At 72.0% G+C, this 19,304-nt stretch carries 16 protein-coding genes; 10 read left to right on the top strand and 6 right to left on the bottom strand.

Annotation, left to right across the window (positions count from 1 at the left end; all coding sequences use genetic code 11):
• Positions 1-106: 106 nt before the first annotated feature.
• Positions 107-1,333: a glycerophosphoryl diester phosphodiesterase membrane domain-containing protein gene (locus ACWDR0_RS26080; protein WP_456354202.1), complete on the bottom strand. Its 1,227-nt coding sequence runs from the start codon at positions 1,331-1,333 to the stop codon at positions 107-109.
• Between the two features lie 182 nt (positions 1,334-1,515).
• Between ACWDR0_RS26080 and mtnA the strand changes: the two genes are divergently transcribed.
• The 7 genes from mtnA (at position 1,516) to ACWDR0_RS26115 (ending at position 10,188) form a co-directional block, all read left to right on the top strand.
• On the top strand, positions 1,516-2,625 hold the full coding sequence (gene mtnA / locus ACWDR0_RS26085) for an S-methyl-5-thioribose-1-phosphate isomerase (RefSeq protein WP_456354203.1): 1,110 nt from the start codon (positions 1,516-1,518) through the stop codon (positions 2,623-2,625).
• A 120-nt stretch (positions 2,626-2,745) separates the two neighbouring features.
• Positions 2,746-3,435, top strand: coding sequence for a two-component system response regulator MtrA (mtrA, locus tag ACWDR0_RS26090; protein ID WP_187144562.1), 690 nt, complete (start codon positions 2,746-2,748; stop codon positions 3,433-3,435).
• Between the two features lies 1 nt (position 3,436).
• The gene (gene mtrB, locus ACWDR0_RS26095) at positions 3,437-5,500 is read left to right on the top strand and encodes an MtrAB system histidine kinase MtrB (protein WP_456354204.1); all 2,064 of its coding nucleotides are present in this window, start codon (positions 3,437-3,439) and stop codon (positions 5,498-5,500) included.
• Positions 5,490-7,337 carry an LpqB family beta-propeller domain-containing protein gene (locus tag ACWDR0_RS26100; RefSeq protein ID WP_456354205.1) on the top strand — a complete coding sequence of 616 codons (1,848 nt, stop codon included), beginning with the start codon at positions 5,490-5,492 and terminating at the stop codon, positions 7,335-7,337. The genes mtrB and ACWDR0_RS26100 overlap by 11 nt, the downstream gene beginning before the upstream one ends.
• Before the next feature lie 127 nt (positions 7,338-7,464).
• Positions 7,465-8,208, top strand: a complete 744-nt coding sequence (locus ACWDR0_RS26105; protein ID WP_456354206.1) for a ComF family protein — start codon at positions 7,465-7,467, stop codon at positions 8,206-8,208.
• A 327-nt stretch (positions 8,209-8,535) separates the two neighbouring features.
• Positions 8,536-9,225, top strand: coding sequence for a ribosome hibernation-promoting factor, HPF/YfiA family (gene hpf, locus ACWDR0_RS26110; protein WP_456354207.1), 690 nt, complete (start codon positions 8,536-8,538; stop codon positions 9,223-9,225).
• Positions 9,226-9,441: 216 nt separating this feature from the next.
• Positions 9,442-10,188: a response regulator gene (locus ACWDR0_RS26115; RefSeq protein WP_456354208.1), complete on the top strand. Its 747-nt coding sequence runs from the start codon at positions 9,442-9,444 to the stop codon at positions 10,186-10,188.
• A gap of 113 nt (positions 10,189-10,301) precedes the next feature.
• Here ACWDR0_RS26115 and ACWDR0_RS26120 read toward each other — a convergent pair whose 3' ends face one another.
• The gene (locus ACWDR0_RS26120; RefSeq protein ID WP_456354209.1) at positions 10,302-11,471 is read right to left on the bottom strand and encodes a winged helix-turn-helix domain-containing protein; all 1,170 of its coding nucleotides are present in this window, start codon (positions 11,469-11,471) and stop codon (positions 10,302-10,304) included.
• 130 nt (positions 11,472-11,601) lie between these two features.
• Positions 11,602-12,189 carry a GNAT family N-acetyltransferase gene (locus ACWDR0_RS26125; protein WP_456354210.1) on the bottom strand — a complete coding sequence of 196 codons (588 nt, stop codon included), beginning with the start codon at positions 12,187-12,189 and terminating at the stop codon, positions 11,602-11,604.
• Between the two features lie 235 nt (positions 12,190-12,424).
• Between ACWDR0_RS26125 and secA the strand changes: the two genes are divergently transcribed.
• Complete coding sequence (secA, locus tag ACWDR0_RS26130; RefSeq protein WP_456354211.1) at positions 12,425-15,253, top strand: preprotein translocase subunit SecA; 2,829 nt, start codon at positions 12,425-12,427, stop codon at positions 15,251-15,253.
• A gap of 190 nt (positions 15,254-15,443) precedes the next feature.
• Here the strand turns inward: secA and ACWDR0_RS26135 are convergent, their stop codons facing one another.
• Entirely contained in the window at positions 15,444-16,175 is a 732-nt protein-coding gene (locus ACWDR0_RS26135) for an Rv3235 family protein (protein ID WP_456354212.1), read from the bottom strand.
• Between the two features lie 291 nt (positions 16,176-16,466).
• Between ACWDR0_RS26135 and ACWDR0_RS26140 the strand changes: the two genes are divergently transcribed.
• Positions 16,467-16,979 (top strand): DUF6912 family protein, encoded by a 513-nt coding sequence (locus tag ACWDR0_RS26140; RefSeq protein ID WP_456354213.1) that lies wholly within the window; start codon positions 16,467-16,469, stop codon positions 16,977-16,979.
• A gap of 63 nt (positions 16,980-17,042) precedes the next feature.
• Positions 17,043-17,732: an HAD family hydrolase gene (locus ACWDR0_RS26145; protein ID WP_456354214.1), complete on the top strand. Its 690-nt coding sequence runs from the start codon at positions 17,043-17,045 to the stop codon at positions 17,730-17,732.
• Between the two features lie 101 nt (positions 17,733-17,833).
• Here the strand turns inward: ACWDR0_RS26145 and ACWDR0_RS26150 are convergent, their stop codons facing one another.
• Positions 17,834-18,073, bottom strand: coding sequence for a hypothetical protein (locus ACWDR0_RS26150; protein WP_456354215.1), 240 nt, complete (start codon positions 18,071-18,073; stop codon positions 17,834-17,836).
• Between the two features lie 246 nt (positions 18,074-18,319).
• Positions 18,320-18,877, bottom strand: coding sequence for a DJ-1/PfpI family protein (locus tag ACWDR0_RS26155; protein ID WP_456354216.1), 558 nt, complete (start codon positions 18,875-18,877; stop codon positions 18,320-18,322).
• Positions 18,878-19,304: the final 427 nt, after the last annotated feature.

Consider the following 19,304-nt stretch of genomic DNA (forward strand, 5'->3'; position numbering starts at 1 on the left):
CAGGTCGACGACCATGTAGAAGGCGTCGTGGGTCTCTTGCAGCGCCACGTACTGGCGGATCGCCCCGAGGTCGCCGGCCGACGGCAGTCCCCCCGTGAAGAACACCTCATCCGCTCCCGGGGGTGCCGCCGGAGTGGTCGGTGGGGTAGCCGGGGAGGCCCGCGGCGCGGCCCAGTTCGAGGTCGAGGGCCTCGCGGCGGATCCGCTGGTCGATGTAGAGGAGGACATTGACGCCCGCGGAGATCGGGAAGGTGATCGTCGAGGCGATCACGGCACCGATGCCGGCGATGATCAGATAGGACCAGCCGAACTGGGTGCCGTCCGCGGTGAAGATGTCCTTGAGGCCGTCGCTGTCGGCGAGGACGGCGGCGAAACCGAACGGTATCGAGATGATCATCTGGACGACCGCGGTGATGATGCCCGTCAGCAGCACGATGCCGAAGGTCCGCCACCAGGCGCCCGTGACCAGCTTGGAGGAGCGGCGCAGGGCGGCGACGACGCCCTGGTGCTCCAGCATCAGGGCGGGCGGTGCCAGCGCGAACCGGATCACCAGCCAGACGGCCACCGGTACCGAGGCGAGCGTGCCCACCACCATCAGCGCCGCGCCCTCAGGGCCGCCCAGGAGGGCTCCCGGCAGGATGCCCACGGCCATGATGCCGAGGGCCGCCAGCGGTACCAGGAGGGTCAGGGCCAGCAGCTGCGGCAGCCGGGGCCGGGCCTCCTGCCAGGCCTCGCCGAGCGTCACCGGGCGGCCGAGCACCGAGCGGCTGACGACCACGGTCAGCAGGGCGGTGGTGAACAACGTGGCCAGCAGCGCGATCAGCATGACCGGGATCAGGGACACCAGCAGCGACTGCATCGCGTCCACGGCCTGGCGCAGGGCCTCTTCGGGGTCCGCGTCGGGGGCGATCTCCACCGGTTCGGGCAGCAGATAGCGGGCGACGAGGATGTTCCCGATCTCCGCGACCACCGAGACGGTGAGGGTGATGCCGAGGACGGTGCGCCAGTGCGTGCGCAGGGTCGACACCGCTCCGTCGAGGATCTCGCCGACCCCCAGCGGGCGGAGCGGGATCACACCGGGCTTGGCCACCGGGGGACGCCCCCAGCCGCCGTGGGGGTATCCGCCCCAGCCCGGTCCGGGCGGAGGCACCTGTCCACCGCCGCGGGGGCCGGGCACGGACGGCGCGGACCACTGGCCGGCGGGCGGCTGCTCACTGGACCACTTCGCGGCGGGCCCGTTCGGGTCGCCGGGCTGCGCGGGGCGGGACGCCTGGGCGTCCTGCCCCTCGGAAGAAGCGGATCCGGGCGGAACCCAGCCCGGAGTGTCGTTCACGGTCGTCCACCTCGTGAGTCGGTTGCGGCACCGGTTCGGCGAACCGGTGTTCTCTGGCGGCCCGCCCCCGTAGGACGGCGGCAGACTGCCAGCCATCGTGTCACGCACGGCTCGGCCGTGGGTGGGCGGCTGTGCCCCTCTCGCACCTTCTTTCGCAACCGGGGAGCGGGCAGACTGTGCGGATGGCTGATCACGACGCGCGACAGCGAGCCGGTGACGAGCGGCCGCGGCTCCCGGTACTGCGCTGGGAAGAGTCTGCGGACGGACCCCGGCTGGTCCTGCTCGACCAGACCCGACTGCCCGGTGAGGAGACCGAGATGGTCTGCGCCGATGTGCCTGCCGTGGTCGCGGCGATCCGGAGCCTGGCGGTCCGGGGTGCGCCGCTGCTGGGTATCACCGGCGCCTACGGGGTGGCGCTCGCCGCGGCCCGGGGCGACGACGTGGAATCGGCGGCCGCAGCCCTGGCGGGGGCGCGGCCCACCGCGGTGAACCTCCGGTACGGCAGCGAGCTGGCGCTCGGCGCATACCGGGCGGCGGCGGCCGGGGGGCCCGGACCGGCCGCCCGGGCGGTGCTGGCGGCGGCCCGGGAACTGCACCGAGAGGACGCGGCGGCCAGCGCGCGGATGGCCGGCCACGGCCTTGCGCTCCTCGACGAGCTGCTCTCCGGGGGCGCCCACCGGATCCTCACCCACTGCAACACCGGATCGCTGGTCTCCGGGGGCGAGGGCACCGCTTTCGCGGTGGCGCTCGCCGCCCACCGGGCGGGCAGGCTGCGGAGGCTGTGGGTCGACGAGACCCGTCCGCTGCTCCAGGGCGCCCGGCTGACCGCCTGGGAGGCCGCGCGCTCGGGAATGCCGTACACCCTGCTGACCGACAACGCGGCGGGCTCCCTGTTCGCCGCCGGGGAGGTGGACGCGGTCCTCATCGGGGCCGACCGGATCGCCGCGAACGGGGCGGTCGCCAACAAGGTCGGGAGCTATCCGCTGGCGGTGCTGGCCCGCTACCACCATGTGCCGTTCGTGGTCGTGGCGCCGACCACCACCATCGACCCGGCCACTCCCGACGGGCCGGCGATCGAAGTGGAGCAGCGGGCCCCGGAGGAGGTCACCTTCTTTCCCGGCGGCGGACGGCCGCTCGCCCCGGCGGGCACGGCGGCGTACAACCCCGCCTTCGACGTGACACCGCCGGAACTGGTCACGGCGATCGTCACGGAGGAAGGAGCGGTGTCCCCGGTGACGGGGGACGGGGTGAGGGAGCTGTGGGCCCGGTCACAGCGGCCGCCGGCGGGCTGAACGGCCCGCCCAGCGGCCCCACGGTGCCGGACACGGAGGGGTAACCGCAGGTCACGCGGTGCGTTGTCACAGGTCAGTGACCTATCTCACCGGAACCTATGCCAGCCGTGGGGTAATGGGATGATGTCGATTATGAAGGGACGAGTCCTAGTCGTCGACGACGACACCGCACTGGCCGAGATGCTCGGGATTGTGCTGCGTGGTGAGGGTTTCGAGCCGTCGTTCGTCGCGGACGGCGACAAGGCGCTCGCCGCCTTCCGTGAGGCCAAACCGGATCTGGTGCTGCTGGATCTGATGCTGCCCGGCCGGGACGGCATCGAGGTATGCCGGCAGATCCGGGCGGAGTCCGGGGTGCCGATCGTGATGCTCACCGCGAAGAGCGACACGGTGGACGTCGTGGTGGGCCTGGAGTCCGGGGCCGACGACTACATCATCAAGCCGTTCAAGCCGAAGGAACTGGTCGCCCGGATCAGGGCGCGGCTGCGGCGGTCGGAGGAGCCGGCTCCGGAGCAGCTGACCATCGGCGATCTGGTGATCGACGTGGCCGGGCACTCCGTGAAGCGGGACGGGCAGTCCATCGCCCTCACCCCGCTGGAGTTCGACCTGCTCGTGGCGCTGGCCCGTAAGCCGTGGCAGGTCTTCACCCGAGAGGTGCTGCTGGAACAGGTGTGGGGGTACCGGCACGCCGCGGACACCCGGCTGGTCAATGTGCATGTCCAGCGGCTGCGCTCCAAGGTCGAGAAGGACCCGGAGCGCCCCGAGATCGTGGTGACCGTCCGTGGGGTCGGTTACAAGGCGGGACCGAGCTGACATGACCGGCGGCAGCGCTGCTCCGCAGCCCGGGAAGCAGGGGGGCAGTGGGGGGCGGGCCGCCGTGCCCGGAAAGCGTCCGGCCCTGCCCGGCCGGCTCGGCCGGGTGCTGCGCGGCCGTGGGCCGGGGCGGGACGGAGAGCCCAGCAGGCTGCTGCTGCGGATCGTGATGCGCTGGGTGCGCCGTCCCCTGCTGCCCGCGGTCCGGCTGTGGCGGCGCAACATCCAGCTGCGCATCGTGGTGATGACGCTGCTGATGTCCGTCGGTGTCGTCGTGCTGCTGGGCTTCGTCGTCGTCGGGCAGGTGCGCAACGGGCTGCTCGAAGCCAAGATCAAAGCCGCCCAGAGCCAGGCCGCCGGCGGATTCCAGGTCGCCCGGGAGGCCGCCAACGCACCCCTGGGCCCCGGCGGCCGCGGGGGCGCCGACGGCCAGGCGGCCACCCGGTCCTGGCGTACGGACCTGGTGGAGCGGCTGGCCAGCGGAGGCCAGGGCGCGTTCCACGTCGTCGCCCTCAGCGCCGACGACGCGGGCGGCGGCGCCCGGGCACCGCGTACCTCGGGCGAGGTGGACCCCGCGTCCATCCCGGAGGCGCTGCGGACCGATGTCCAGCGGGACTCCCGTACCCACCGGTCCTATATGTCGATCGTCTACACCGAGGACGCCCGGAACGCGGAACCCGGTCTTGCGGTCGGTACCCAGCTCAACGACGCCGAGGACAAGCCGTACGAGCTGTACTACGTCTTCCCGCTGGCCCAGGAACAGCAGTCGCTGAACCTGGTCCGGGGGACCCTGGCCACCGCGGGACTCTTCCTCGTGGTGCTGCTCGGGGCCATCGCCTGGCTGGTGGTCCGGCAGATCGTGACACCCGTGCGGATGGCCGCCGGGATCGCCGAGCGGCTCTCCGCCGGCCGGCTCCAGGAACGGATGAAGGTCACCGGCGAGGACGACATCGCCCGGCTGGGCGAGGCCTTCAACAAGATGGCGCAGAATCTCCAGCTCAAGATCCAGCAGCTGGAGGAGCTGTCGCGGATGCAGCGGCGTTTCGTCTCCGACGTCTCACACGAGCTGCGCACCCCGCTGACCACCGTACGGATGGCCGCGGACGTCATCCACGAGGCCCGCAGCGACTTCGATCCGGTGACCGCGCGCTCCGCCGAACTCCTCGGCGACCAGCTCGACCGTTTCGAGTCGCTCCTCTCCGATCTGCTGGAGATCAGCCGCTTCGACGCGGGCGCGGCCGCCCTGGAGGCCGAGCCGATAGACCTGCGCGAGGTCGTCCGGCGGGTGATCGGCGGTGCCGAGCCGCTCGCCGAGCGCAAGGGCAGCCGGATACGGGTCGTCGGTGACGACCAGCCCGTCGTCGCCGAGGCCGACGCCCGCCGGGTCGAGCGGGTCCTGCGCAATCTGGTGGTCAACGCCGTGGAGCACGGCGAGGGCCGCGATGTCGTGGTGCGGCTGGCCGCCGCGGGTGGCGCGGTCGCCGTGGCCGTACGGGACTACGGAGTCGGGCTGAAGCCGGGCGAGGCCACCCGGGTCTTCAACCGGTTCTGGCGCGCCGACCCGGCCCGGGCCAGGACCACCGGCGGCACCGGCCTCGGACTCTCCATCGCCGTCGAGGACGCCCGGCTGCACGGCGGCTGGCTCCAGGCCTGGGGCGAACCCGGCGGCGGTTCGCAGTTCCGGCTGACCCTGCCGCGTACCGCCGACGAACCCCTGCGGGGCTCCCCGATACCCCTGGAGCCCGAGGACTCCCGCCAGAACCGGGAGCGCGCCGCGTCCGGCCCGCCGGAGGGCGGTCCGGGAGGGCGGCTGCTCGCCTCCGTACCCGTACAGCATCCGGCGCGGAACCCGCTGTCCGTGCCGCCGCGGCAGTCCGCCGCAACCGTCGCTCCCCGCGGCGTCGATCCGGCGGCGCTGCCCGGCAGCGGTGCCAGGGTGGTGGCCCGCGGGACCGGGGAGCGTGTGGACGATCCGGCGGCGGACGGCACGGGGGAGCGTTCCGCTCCCGCCGCCCCGGCAGTACCGGCTTCTTCGGACCAGGAGGACACGATTCGTGGGCGCTGACTCTCGCCGGGACCGCCGCCGGAGCGGGATCCGGCTCGGTGCGCTGCTCGGCAGCGGCGGGATGGTGCTGATCACGGGCTGTGCCTCGATGCCCGACAGCGGTGACGTCCAGGTGGTGAAGGCGTCGCCGCGGGCCGACGCGCAGGTACGGGTCCACCCCGTGCCGCCGCGCAAGGGCGCCGACCCCCAGGAGATCATCGACGGCTTTCTGGAGGCGATGACCAGCGACGACGCCGGCTTTGCCACGGCACGGGCCTATCTGTCGCCGGAGAAGTCGCGGACCTGGCAGCCGCAGAAGGGCACCACCGTTCTGGAAGTGGCGCCCACCACGGGCTTCCAGCCGCCGAGCGGCTCCTCCGGCCAGCAGGGCCGGGACTACCTCCTGTCCGGGACGCAGATCGCGGAGATCGACGCCCAGCAGGCGTACACGGCGGTCGCGCCCGAGGAGTACCGGTTCCCCATCCATGTCTCACGGCAGGGTGCCGAGGGGGAGTGGCGGATCGACGCGCTGCCGGACGGACTCGTCCTCGGGCAGTCGGACTTCCACCGCAACTACCGGCCCGTGAACAAGTACTACTTCGCCAGCGGCCGGGACACGGTGGTCGCCGACCCGGTCTTCATCCAGCAGCGGATGGACCCGGTCACCAGGATGGATCCGGTCACCCAGTCCGTGAAGGCGCTCCTCGACGGGCCGACGAACTGGCTGAAGCCGGTCGTGGAATCGCGTTTCCCCAGCGGTACGGCGCTGGCGAAGGGGGTCACGTCCCTCACGGTCGACGACCGCGACGTGCTGAAGGTGCCGCTGAACGAGAAGGCGGCCAACGCCGGGCGCGCCCAGTGCACCAAGATGGCGGCCCAGATCATGTTCACCCTCAAGGACCTTTCGGCGGTCCGGGTCGGGGAGATCGAGATCCAGCGGCACGACGGCTCGCAGCTCTGTGTGCTCCCCAGCGGCGAGGAGGAGGAGTACGCCTCCAACCGGCCCCCGGCGGGCGAGAAGCAGTACTTCGTCAACGACAAGAAGCAACTGGCCGTGCTGGTCGGCGACGGCAAGGAGAGCGCCGTACCGGAGCCGGTGCCCGGGCCGCTGGGCAGTGGTCAGCTCGCGGTGGGCGCGGTCGCCGTCGCGCGGGACGAACGGACGGCCGCCGCGGTCACTCCGGACGCCGCCAAGCTGTTCGTCGAGCCCACCAGCATGACCGGTGAGCTCGTCCAGCCGGTGTACATCAGCCGCGGCAAGGGGCTGCACGACCGGCTCACGGCCCCGAGCTGGGACGGCCGCGGCGATCTCTGGTTCGCCGACCGGGATCCGGACGGGCCCGCGCTGCTGCGGCGGCCGGCGGGCCAGGAGGTACCGCAGAAGGTGCAGATCGCGCCGGGCCTCGACGGGGCGCGGATCCACTCCGTGAAGGTCGCGGCGGACGGCACCAGGATCGCGCTGCTGCTGGAGAAGGGCGGCAGGACGACCCTGCACATCGGCCGGGTGGAGCGCACCGGAACCCAGGACGACCCGGTGGTCTCGGTCGACGGGCTGGTGCCGACGGCACCCCAGATGGAGCAGGTCACGGCCGTCTCCTGGGCCGGGCCGAGCAGGCTCGTGGTGGTCGGCCGGGAGTCCGGCGGGGTGGAACAGATCCGGTTCATCCACACGGACGGCTCCACATCGGCGGCGAGCGTGCTGCCGGGACTGAACCAGGTGCAGTCGATCGCCGCGTCCATCGACGAGGGGCAGCCGCTGGTGGCGCACTCGAAGACCGACGGCATCGTCCGGCTGCCCGCGGGAGCGACCTGGCAGATGGTGGTCGACAAGGGCTCGTCTCCCGTCTACCCGGGCTGACCCCGGCTACCCCGGCTGATTCCGGTCCCCTCCCTGTTCCGGCGGGAAAACCGCAGGCCGGGGCCGTCCCGGGCAAGTTATCCACAGGGCCTGGCGGCTTCTTCCGCGAAGGGGCACAGTAGGTGCTGTGCGGGGATGGTGGCAGGAGATCTCCGGCCTGGTGCTGCCGGCCGCATGCGGCGGCTGCGGGACGTCCCGCACGCCGCTGTGCACCGAGTGCGCGCATGAGCTGTACGGCTCCGCTGCGCGCCTCGCCCGACCGGATCCCGTGCCCCCGGGACTGCCGGTGGTGTACGCGGCCGCGGTGTACGCCGATGCCGTACGGGCGGTGCTGCTGGCCCACAAGGAGCGGGGCGTCCTGGGGCTGGCCGGGCCTCTGGGGGTAGCACTTGCCGGGGCGGTGCGGGCGGCGGTCCGCGTGGGGGTGGCAGATGGTGAGGGGCGGCCGCTGGTGCTGGTGCCGGTGCCGTCGGCGCGCCGGGCGGTCCGGGCCCGGGGCCACGACGCCACCCGGCGCATCGCCCTGGCCGCGGCCCGTGAGCTGCGGCGCACGGGTACCGGGGCGAGCGTGCTTCCCGTGCTGAGGCAGCGGCGGCCCGTTGCCGACCAGACGGGGCTCACGGCCCCGGAGCGGGTGGCGAATCTGGCCGGGGCCCTCGGGGCCGCCGGAGGGGCCGCGAGGCTGCTGACGGGCGCCACAGTGGTGCCCGTGGACGATCTGATGACGACCGGTGCCTCCCTGGCGGAGGCGGCCCGCGCGCTGGCGGAGGCGGTCGGGGGCGCGGTCGTGGCTCCCGCCGCGGTCGTCGCCGCACCCGGGGCCGTCTTCGATCTTCTTTTCGAAGAAAGCGGAACCCGATCACTTCGGTGAACGTTGCAGCCAGTGAGGGAGAAAAACCGCCGAACGGAGGTACGCGCTGGTAGCGGGTGCCGACACCGGTCCGATGGGGCTATGTTCGGTGGTGTGGATAGGCGGATCGAGGTCCCGTACCTCACCGAACACCCGGCCGTGTGCCATGGCCGCGGATACGAGGCAGTGAAAACCTCGAAAGTTGGTGGGGTGGGGATCTTGTCGACTGGGGAGGAGGAGGTGAAAGTCGCCTAGTCCGAGGCTCCGGTTCATCACCGGGGTCTGGTGCAAGAGGGAGACGCCCCGCAGCCGCAGGGTGGGCGGGGCAATCCGGGAACGGAGTTCTGCGTGGACATCGTCGTCAAGGGCCGCAAGACCGAGGTACCTGAGCGGTTCCGCAAGCACGTGGCCGAGAAGCTGAAGCTGGACAAGATCCAGAAGCTCGACGCCAAGGTGATCAGCCTGGACGTCGAGGTGTCCAAGGAGCACAACCCGCGGCAGGCCGACCGTTCTGACCGCGTGGAGATCACGCTCCACTCCCGAGGCCCGGTGATCCGGGCGGAGGCATCGGCAAACGACCCGTACGCAGCGCTTGACCTGGCCACCGGCAAACTGGAAGCACGACTGCGCAAGCAGCACGACAAGCGCAACACGCGCCGTGGCAACGGCCGGCTGTCCGCGGCGGAAGTGGCCGACGTGGTGCCCGGCGTCGCCGAGATCGACGTCAACGGCTACACCCCCGCCGAAGAGACACCGGAATCCATTCCCACCACGAAAATCGGTTCACTGGAAGTGCAGGGAGACGGACCGCTGGTGGTCCGGGAGAAGGTCCACACCGCGGCCCCGATGCCCCTTGACCAGGCTCTCTACGAGATGGAGCTGGTCGGGCACGATTTCTATCTCTTCGTCGACTCCGAGACGAAGCAGCCCAGCGTCGTCTACCGGCGACACGCCTACGACTACGGCGTCATCCACCTGGAGACCGACCCCCTGGCCGGCTCCGAGGGAAGCGGCGCGGGCGGGGCGCTCGGCGGCTGATCCCGCCGCCCCCGCGGCCGTTCCGCCGGCCGTGGACCGCTGAGCACGGTGCCCCCGGAGCGCCCTGTGCGCCCTCGGGGGCACCACCGTGCCCCCGCAGGATCACCGCGTTGACGGTCCGGCATGAAAGCATGGCGTCAAGCCAACAGGTGCCCCCTGCACCGGCGTTGGTCGAACGGACATGCCCTTCGGACCCTGATCTCAGGGGGAGGAACGATGGCGGACAGCTTCGGACCGGTTCACCAGGACACCGCCGACGCCCGGGACACGGTCTCCGAGGCCGCGCCGGGCGGCCCCCGCGCCGAGCCGATCCGGGTCCTGGTGGTCGACGACCATGCGCTCTTCCGCAGAGGGCTGGAGATCGTGCTGGCCCATGAGGAGGACATCCAGGTCGTCGGCGAGGCCGGGGACGGCGCCGAGGCCGTCGACAAGGCCGCGGATCTGCTGCCCGACATCGTGCTGATGGATGTCCGGATGCCCCGGCGCGGCGGTATCGAAGCCTGTACCTCCATCAAGGAGGTGGCCCCCAGCGCGAAGATCATCATGCTGACGATCAGCGACGAGGAGGCCGACCTCTATGACGCGATCAAGGCCGGCGCCACCGGCTATCTCCTCAAGGAGATCTCCACCGACGAGGTCGCCACCGCGATCCGCGCCGTCGCCGACGGCCAGTCGCAGATCAGCCCGTCGATGGCGTCGAAACTGCTCACCGAGTTCAAGTCGATGATCCAGCGCACCGACGAGCGCAGGCTGGTGCCCGCGCCCCGGCTCACCGACCGTGAGCTGGAGGTCCTCAAGCTGGTTGCCACCGGAATGAACAACCGCGATATCGCCAAGGAACTGTTCATCTCCGAGAACACGGTGAAGAACCACGTCCGCAACATCCTGGAGAAGCTCCAGCTGCACTCCAGGATGGAGGCCGTCGTCTACGCGATGCGGGAGAAGATCCTGGAGATCCGCTGAGCCCTTCGCGGCGCGGGCCCGGTGCCCGCGCTCAGGTCGTCTCTTTCGGATCTTGCCGGGCGCGCGGCGCTCCCGTGCCGGTACCCGGCGGGGGAGGGCTCGCGGGGGCGGGTTCAGCCGGCCGTGACGGCGGCGGTCAGGGGCCCGGCCAGCGCGGGAGGGTCGACCCGCTCCACCCGCACCGCGTCGCAGCCGACCCACTCGGCCGCCTCCCGCAGGGCCCGCGCCATCGGCTCCACCGTCTTCGCCGACTCCAGGGACACCTGCCGGGCGACCAGGGTCGTCCCCTCGCGCGCCGGGTCCACCCGGCCGGTCAGCCGCCCGCCGGACAGCAGGGGCATGGCGAAGTAGCCGTGTATCCGCTTGGGCTTGGGGACATACGCCTCCAGCCGGTGCGTGAAGCCGAAGATCCGCTCGGTGCGGGCCCGCTCCCAGATCAGGGAGTCGAAGGGCGACAGCAGCGTCGTACGGTGACGGCCGCGGGGCGCGGTCGCCAGGGCCTCCGGATCGGCCCAGGCGGGCTTGGCCCACCCCGCCACGCTCACCGGCACCAGACCGGAGTCCGCGACCACCGCGTCGAACTGCTCGCCCTTCAGCCGGTGGTAGTCCGCGATATCCGCCCGGGTCCCGACGCCCAGGGCCTGCCCCGCGAGCCGGACCAGACGCCGGACGCATTCGGCGTCGTCCAGCTCGGTGCCCAGCAGGGGCTCCGGGATCGCCCGCTCCGCCAGGTCGTACACCCGCTTCCAGCCCCGCCGCTCGACGCACACCACCTCGCCGTACATCAGGGCCCGCTCGACGGCGACCTTGGAGGCGGACCAGTCCCACCACTCCCCGCCGTTCTTCGCGCCGCCCAGTTCGGTCGCGGTCAGCGGGCCCTCGGCGCGCAGCTGGGCGATCACCTTGTCGTACGCCCCGTCGGGCAGATCGTGGTACCACTGCGGCCGGGCGCGGTAGGCGCGGCGGCGGAAGCCGAAGTGCGGCCACTCCTCGACGGGCAGGATGCACGCCGCATGCGACCAGTACTCGAAGCTGTGGCCCCCGGTCCAGTACGCCGAGTCCACCGCGGGGCGGCCGACCGCGCCCAGCCGCGCGTACGGAACCAGCTCGTGGGAGCGGGCCAGCACCGAGATCGTGTCGAGCTGGACCGCGCCCAGATGCCGCAGCACACCCCGGACGCCGGCCCGCCGGTCAGGGGCGCCGAGGAACCCCTGCGCCCGCAGGGCGATCCGGCGGGCCTCGACGGCGGAGAGTTCGGCAACGGGAGGCGGCTGCGTCGTCATGGACCGCACGATAGACGGTGGCACTGACACCGATCACCGGCCCGGGCCCTGATCACCGGGCCGTCTGCGCGTGATCACCGGGGCCGTACGGTGCCACGGACCGCGGTCGCCCCCGGTACCCCGGGCGGGTTCAGGGAGCCGCCGGTACCGGCGCGGGCAGATAGGCCCGGGCGCCCGGCAGCCCCAGGTCCGAGGGGAGCAGGGAACCGACCCAGGCGTCCCGCAGGGTGCCGTTGTTGTCCAGGGCCGCCCGCAGGGTGCCCTCCATGGTGAAACCGGTCCGCAGCGCCACCGCCCGGGAGGCCGTGTTGCCGACCTCGGCCCGCCACTCCAGGCGGGTCGCGCCGAGCCGGGTGAAGGACCAGCGCGCCAGCTCGCCCACCGCCTCCGTCATGATCCCCCGGCCGCGGTACTCGGCGCCCAGCCAGAAGCCGATCTCCCAGGTACCGGAGAGAGTGCGGAGCGTGACCGCGACCGAGGCCATCGGCGGCCCGTCGCCGAGCGGGACGACCGCGAAGGTGAACGTCGTCGACGTCCGCCAGCCCTCCGGGACCATCTCGCCGGTGAACTCCTCGGCATGCCGTCGTTCGTAAGGGGAGGGGATGGTGGTCCACCGCTGGACCGCGGCGTCCTGGCAGAGGCGGAAGACCTCCTCGGTGTCCTCCGCCGTGAAAGTGCGCAGCAGCAGACGACCGGTGGTGAGTGTGATCGGCTCCATGTCCGGATTCTTTACGGCCCCGGACCAGGAAGCGAGCACTTTTCGTCCCGCACCGGCACCTTCCGCGTGTCCCGAGCGTTGACAGGGCGGTAACAGGCGGCCGGGCTGAGTGCGGACCTCCCGACCCGGTGGGGTCCTCGCTTACGATGGCCGTTGCGGTGGGGTCCGCCTGCCGTGCCCGCGCCAGAGTCCCATGACCCAGCCCAGGCCCGAACCGGCAAGGAGACCTCGCCCAGTGTCCGTCTTCAACAAGCTCATGCGTGCAGGCGAAGGCAAGATCCTGCGCAAACTGCACCGCATCGCGGGCCAGGTCAACTCCATCGAAGAGGACTTCGCCGACCTCTCCGACGCCGAGTTGCGGGCGCTCACGGAAGAGTACAAGGCGCGGTACGAGAGCGGTGAGAACACGCTCGACGACCTGCTGCCGGAGGCCTTCGCCACGGTCCGTGAGGCCGCCAAGCGCGTCCTCGGCCAGCGCCACTACGACGTCCAGCTGATGGGCGGTGCCGCGCTGCACCTCGGCTATGTCGCCGAGATGAAGACCGGTGAGGGCAAGACCCTCGTCGGCACCCTGCCCGCGTATCTGAACGCGCTCTCCGGCAAGGGCGTCCACCTGATCACGGTCAACGACTACCTGGCCGAGCGCGACTCCGAGATGATGGGGCGCGTCCACAAGTTCCTGGGCCTGAGCGTCGGCTGCATCCTGGCGAACATGACGCCCGCGCAGCGCCGTGAGCAGTACGCCTGCGACATCACCTACGGCACGAACAACGAGTTCGGCTTCGACTACCTCCGCGACAACATGGCGTGGTCGCAGGACGAGCTGGTCCAGCGCGGTCACAACTTCGCCATCGTCGACGAGGTCGACTCCATCCTCGTCGACGAGGCCCGTACGCCGCTGATCATCTCCGGCCCGGCCGACCAGGCCACCAAGTGGTACGGCGACTTCGCCAAGCTGGTCACCCGGCTGACCCGCGGCGAGCCGGGCAACCACCTCAAGGGCATCGAGGAGACCGGCGACTACGAGGTCGACGAGAAGAAGCGCACCGTCGGCATCCACGAGTCGGGTGTGGCGAAGGTCGAGGACTGGCTCGGCATCGACAACCTCTACGAGTCCGTGAACACCCCCCTGGTCGGCTATCTCAACAACGCCATCAAGGCCAAGGAACTCTTCAAGAAGGACAAGGACTACGTCGTCATCGACGGCGAAGTCATGATCGTCGACGAGCACACCGGCCGTATCCTCGCCGGCCGCCGCTACAACGAGGGCATGCACCAGGCGATCGAGGCGAAGGAGGGGGTGGACATCAAGGACGAGAACCAGACCCTTGCCACGATCACCCTCCAGAACTTCTTCCGCCTCTACGGCAAGCTCTCCGGCATGACCGGTACGGCGATGACCGAAGCCGCCGAGTTCCACCAGATCTACAAGCTCGGCGTGGTGCCCATCCCGACCAACAAGCCGATGGTCCGCCTGGACCAGTCGGACCTGATCTACCGCACCGAGGTCGCCAAGTTCGCCGCCGTCGTCGACGACATCGCGGAGAAGCACGAGAAGGGCCAGCCGATCCTGGTCGGCACCACCTCGGTCGAGAAGTCCGAGTACCTGTCGCAGCAGCTCAGCAAGCGCGGCGTGCAGCACGAGGTGCTCAACGCCAAGCAGCACGACCGGGAGGCGAGCATCGTCGCCCAGGCCGGCCGCCGGGGCGCGGTCACCGTCGCGACGAACATGGCCGGCCGCGGTACCGACATCAAGCTCGGCGGCAACCCGGACGACCTGGCGGAGGCCGAGCTGCGCCAGCGCGGTCTGGACCCGGTGGAGCACGTCGAGGAGTGGGCGGCCGCGCTGCCCGCCGCGCTGAAGTCGGCCGAAGAGGCCGTCCGGGCCGAGTTCGACGAGGTCCGGGAGCTGGGCGGGCTGTACGTCCTCGGTACCGAGCGCCACGAGTCGCGCCGGATCGACAACCAGCTGCGCGGTCGTTCCGGCCGTCAGGGCGACCCGGGCGAGTCCCGGTTCTACCTCTCCCTCGGCGACGATCTGATGCGGCTCTTCAAGGCGCAGATGGTCGAGCGCGTGATGGCCATGGCCAATGTGCCCGACGACGTGCCGATCGAGAACAAGATGGTCACCCGCGCCATCGCCTCCGCGCAGTCCCAGGTCGAGCAGCAGAACTTCACCACCCGTAAGGACGTGCTGAAGTACGACGAGGTGCTCAGCCGCCAGCGCGAGGTGATCTACGGGGAGCGCCGCCGGGTGCTGGAGGGCGAGGACCTCCACGACCAGATCCGGCACTTCATGGACGACACCATCGACGCCTACATCCGGGCGGAGACGGTCGAGGGCTTCGCCGAGGAGTGGGACCTCGACCGGCTGTGGGGCGCGTTCAAGCAGCTCTACCCGGTGAAGGTCACCATCGACGAGCTGGAGGAGGCGGCGGGCGACCGGGTGGGCATCACGGCCGACTTCATCGCCGAGTCCGTCAAGGACGACATCCACGAGCAGTACGAGGCCCGGGAGAACCAGCTCGGCTCGGAGATCATGCGGGAGCTGGAGCGCCGCGTGGTGCTCTCGGTGCTCGACCGCAAGTGGCGTGAGCACCTCTACGAGATGGACTACCTCCAGGACGGCATCGGGCTGCGCGCGATGGCGCAGAAGGACCCCCTGGTCGAGTACCAGCGTGAGGGCTTCGACATGTTCACCGCGATGATGGAGAGCATCAAGGAGGAGTCCGTCGGCTATCTGTTCAACCTGGAGGTCCAGGTCGAGCAGCAGGTCGAGGAGGTCCCGGTGCAGGACTCGGACGGGCCGTCCCTGGAGAAGAAGGACGCGGTCCCCGCGGCGCGCCCCGAGATCCGGGCCAAGGGTCTGGAGGCGCCGCAGCGTCCGGACCGGCTGCACTTCTCCGCGCCGACGGTGGACGGTGAGGGCGGCATCGTCGAGGGCGACTTCGAGACCGGCGAGACGCGGGCCACGGCCGCCGCGGCCGGTGACGGGCTGACCCGCGCGGAGCGGCGCAAGGCCCAGAAGGGCGGGGGCGGCGGTGGCCGCCGCCGCAAGAAGTAGCCGAGGCAGGAAGTAGCCGAAGCAGGACGGGGGCGCGGCGCCGGGCATTTGCCCGGGCCGCGCCCCCGTGGCGTACGGCGGGCCGTGAGGGCCCGCACGGCAGGGCCGGACCGGTCGGGTCCGGCCCTGCGGTGTGCCGTCGGCGGTGGTGTGGGCTGAGCCCCGGCCCGACGGCCACCGGGGCCGGGGCTCAGTCGGCCGGGGCCGGCGGCGGGGGTTCGCGGTCGCCGAGGTCGAGGGCGGCGCAGCGCCAGCGGCGGTCCTCGGGGCTCTGTTCCAGCCGGAACGCCATCGCACGGAGCCGGTCGCCGCAGGCGATCAGGGCGAATGCTTCGATGACCCCGGGCCGGGGACGGAACTCCCCGCACTTGCGGAGCGTCGGAGTCCGCCGGTTCGCGGCGTACAGCGGGGCGCCGTCCGCGATCCGCACCAACTGGTCGTAGGCCTCCCCGAGGGCATGGCCGAGCATCCAGTGGACGGGCCTGCGGCCGCTGAGGACCGCGAGCAGCCGTTCGGCGAACCAGTGCGCGGGGAGATCGCGGCGCCGGGCGTCCAGCACCACGGGAGCGGGCGCGACGGCCCGGTCCGCCGGGGTGACCGGCCCCGTACCGCCGGGCGCGTCCGGGGCGGCGCCCGTACCGCCGGATACGCCGGTACCCGAGCCCGTTTCCCCGGCCGTGCCCGCGTCTGTGCCCTCGCCCGTGTCCGGGCGGGTGACCGCCGAAGCGGGCCCGGTGCCGGTGCCGGGCCGCCGCCCCGGGCCGCGTCCGCCCGGGCGCCGGGAGTCCCGGCGGCCGCCCGGCCGGGCCGCCCCGGTCGCCGTCCGCTGCGGGGCGGCCCGAGGCAGGCCCCCGGGCCCTGCCCCGGGTGCCGGGGCCGGCCGCTGGGGCCCGTTCTCCGTCGGTGTGCGCGTGCCGTCCATCCGTACCGCCCCCGTCGGTCGGCCCGGCTCCGTCGATACCGGGCAGTAACAACGCTGGGGATCTTCTACGGGGAGGCGCGCTGGTGTTGCAATGGGTCACCGGCCCGGCCGCCGGTGGGCCGCGAATTCACCTATCCGGGTGAGTTCCGGCGTTCTGAGCGCTGGCCCGTGGTGACAGCCGGTGTCCGGAGTGGACGGCTCCGCAGTGGGCCCCGACGGCCCGAAGGGGGACCTCGGGCGACCGGCGCACGTATTCTGAAGTGCGTCTTCCGACTACGAAAGCGGCCTGCCATGCGCGTGTACGTCCCCCTGACCCTCGCCGGACTCGCGGAGGCGCACACCAAGGGCGAGCTGGGCCCCGGGCCGCTGACCGCGTACGGCGTCACGCCGTCGCTCCGCGAGTGGTACGTCTCGGACGACCTGGAGGAGCTGGAGTACGCCGCCCTCAGCCGGGCCGCCGCCGCTTCACTGCGGCTGATCGCGGGGGACCCGGACGCCGACCGCCGCCGGGTCGTCGTCGCCGTCGACGTACCGGACCGCGACGCCGCGGCCGACCCCGGCCGCGCGCTGGACGCCTCGTCCCTCGGCGAGCTGAGGATCGCGACGGCGGTTCCGCTGCGGCTGGCCGCGGCCGTGCACGTGGACTCCGACGAGGCGCTCGACGACGTCCGCGCCGCCGCGGACGCGCTGGGCGCCGCGGACCACGGCGACGAGGACGCGCGCTTCACCGTGGACGGTGCCGAGGACCACGAGCTGCTCTGGTACGGCGTCCAGGAGATCCCCGCGATCACCGGCGGGGCGTAGGCGTACTGGTCACGGTCCGCCGTCGGGCGGGCACTGTCGGTGGGGGCGGGTACGGTTTTGAACATGGGCACGGACAGGGGGAAGCACATGGTGGCGCAGGAGCCGCATCTCGTCTGGGACTGGAACGGCACGCTGCTGGACGACATGACGGCCGTCGTCGCGGCGACGAACGCAGCACTGGAGGTCGTCGAGTTCGGGCCGATCACGGTCGAGCAGTACCGCTCCTGGTACCGGATACCGATTCCCAGCTTCTACGAGGGGATGCTGGGGCGGACACCGACGGACCCGGAGTGGCTGGCGATGGACGTCGCCTTCCACGCCGCCTATCTGGAGCGGGAGGGCTCCTGCGGGCTCACCGCGGGCGCGGCGGAGCTGCTGGTGGAGTGGCGGGACACCGGGCGCAGCCAGTCACTGCTGAGCATGTACGGCCACGAGGAGCTGGTCCCGGCGGTACGGGAGCGGGGCATCGAGGCGCACTTCGTCCGGGTGGACGGGCGGCGGGGGCCGTCGGGGGTGTCCAAGGCCGAGTCCATGGCCCGCCATCTGGAGGCGCTCGCCAGGACGGTCTCGCCCGAGCGCACCGTGGTCATCGGTGACGCGGCGGACGACGCCCTCGCGGCGGCGCACGTGGGCGCGCACGCGGTGCTCTACACGGGTGGCTCGCATATCCGGGAGAACCTGGAGCCGGTGGGTGTGCCGGTGGTGGACTCGCTGGCGGAGGCGGTCGCCCTGGCCGCCGAGCTGACGGCCTGAGCCCCTCCGGGGCGGGGTAGCGGGGCCGGGGGTGCCCGGTCCCGGCGTCCGTACGCCCGTACCCGGTGAACGGTCCCGGCGCCTCGTGCCCGCGGGCGGGGTCAGATGCCGTCCGGGCCGTCGCCTCTGCGGACCTCGCGGGCCCGGCGGGGGCGGGTGGGGGCCTCTTGCACCGGGGCGTCCCGCTCGGACCACATCATGAACACGATGAAACCGATCAGGGCGGCCAGCCCCAGGCCGATCAGCAGCTCCGTCCGGATCGCGGGCACGAAGACGATCAGCAGCAGCACGGTGAACAACGCCGCGGCGATACCGCCGGCCCACTTCAGGAAACGCAGCACGGAGGGCCTCCACCGGTCGGCGGCCCCGCGGGACGCCGGGCCGGATCACCGGGAAGGACGCGGCGGGCCGCCCCCGCGGTTTCCCGGACCCGCGCGGTGCTCCGCACCGGGCCCAGCCCCCGGACGCACCGGGCCCGGCACCGCCCGGGCCCGGGGCTCTGCGAGGCCGCAGCCGCCCGGCCGGACCGCGCCCGGCCGCAGGGCCGCCTGCCCCGGCCCGCCCGCCCTGCCGCGGCCTCCCGCCCGTCAGCCCGCCGCGCGCAGTACCTTCAGGAACTCGCGCATCCACGCCGGATGGTCCGGCCAGGCGCGCGACGAGACCAGGGTGCCGTCGACGACCGCCTCCGTGTCCTGGAAGGCCGCGCCCGCCGACTGCATATCCGGCTCCAGCGCCGGATAGGCGGTCACCCGCCGCCCCTCGAGACCGCCGACGGCCGCCGTCAGCAGCGGGCCGTGGCAGATCTGCGCCACCGGCTTGTCGGAGTCGAAGAACGCCTTGACGAGCTTCCGCAGCTCGGGGTCGTTCCGCAGATACTCGGGCGCCCGCCCGCCCGGAATCACCACAGCGGCGTACTCCCCGGGGTCGACCTCGGAGAAGGCCAGGTCCGCGGGCCAGGTGTAGCCGGGCTTCTCGGTGTAGGTGTCGTAGCCCTCCTCGAAGTCGTGGACGACGAACCGCAGCTTCTTCCTGCTGGGCGCCGCGATATGCACCTCGTAGCCCTCCTCCAGCAGCCGCTGGTAGGGGTAGAGGACCTCCAGGGACTCGGCGGCGTCGCCCGTGACGATCAGGACCTTCGTAGCCATCTCTGCTGCTCCCGTGGTGGGGCGGTACGAGACACCGGGACGGGGCCTCCCCGGCTACCTACCCCCCGGGCGCGGCCCGCCCCCTGTCGCTGTGCAGAGTGTCAAACTTCCGACCCCGCTTTTGTACACATAAGGACCATGACGGCACCCGGGGCGGGGGAGATAGCCTGGAGCCGTGATCAGCGCGATATGCCCTGGGGGCAGAGCAGCCCCCGGTACTCGCCCGGAGCGCCACCGCGCCCGGGCGATCGCTGGTCCCCGCGTACCGGCCCGTTCGTCGAGTTCGTCGAGTTCTGCCGAATTCTTTCGATTGCGGCTCGGAGCACTCTCATCGCGGCATAACGTCGAACCCGACCGGACACCCCGGGCCGTGGCGTTGCGTCGCTTCTTTCCCCTACGTCACGCAACGGCGCGCGACAGGAGCCAG

The organism is Streptomyces sp. NPDC003691 (assembly GCF_053981115.1).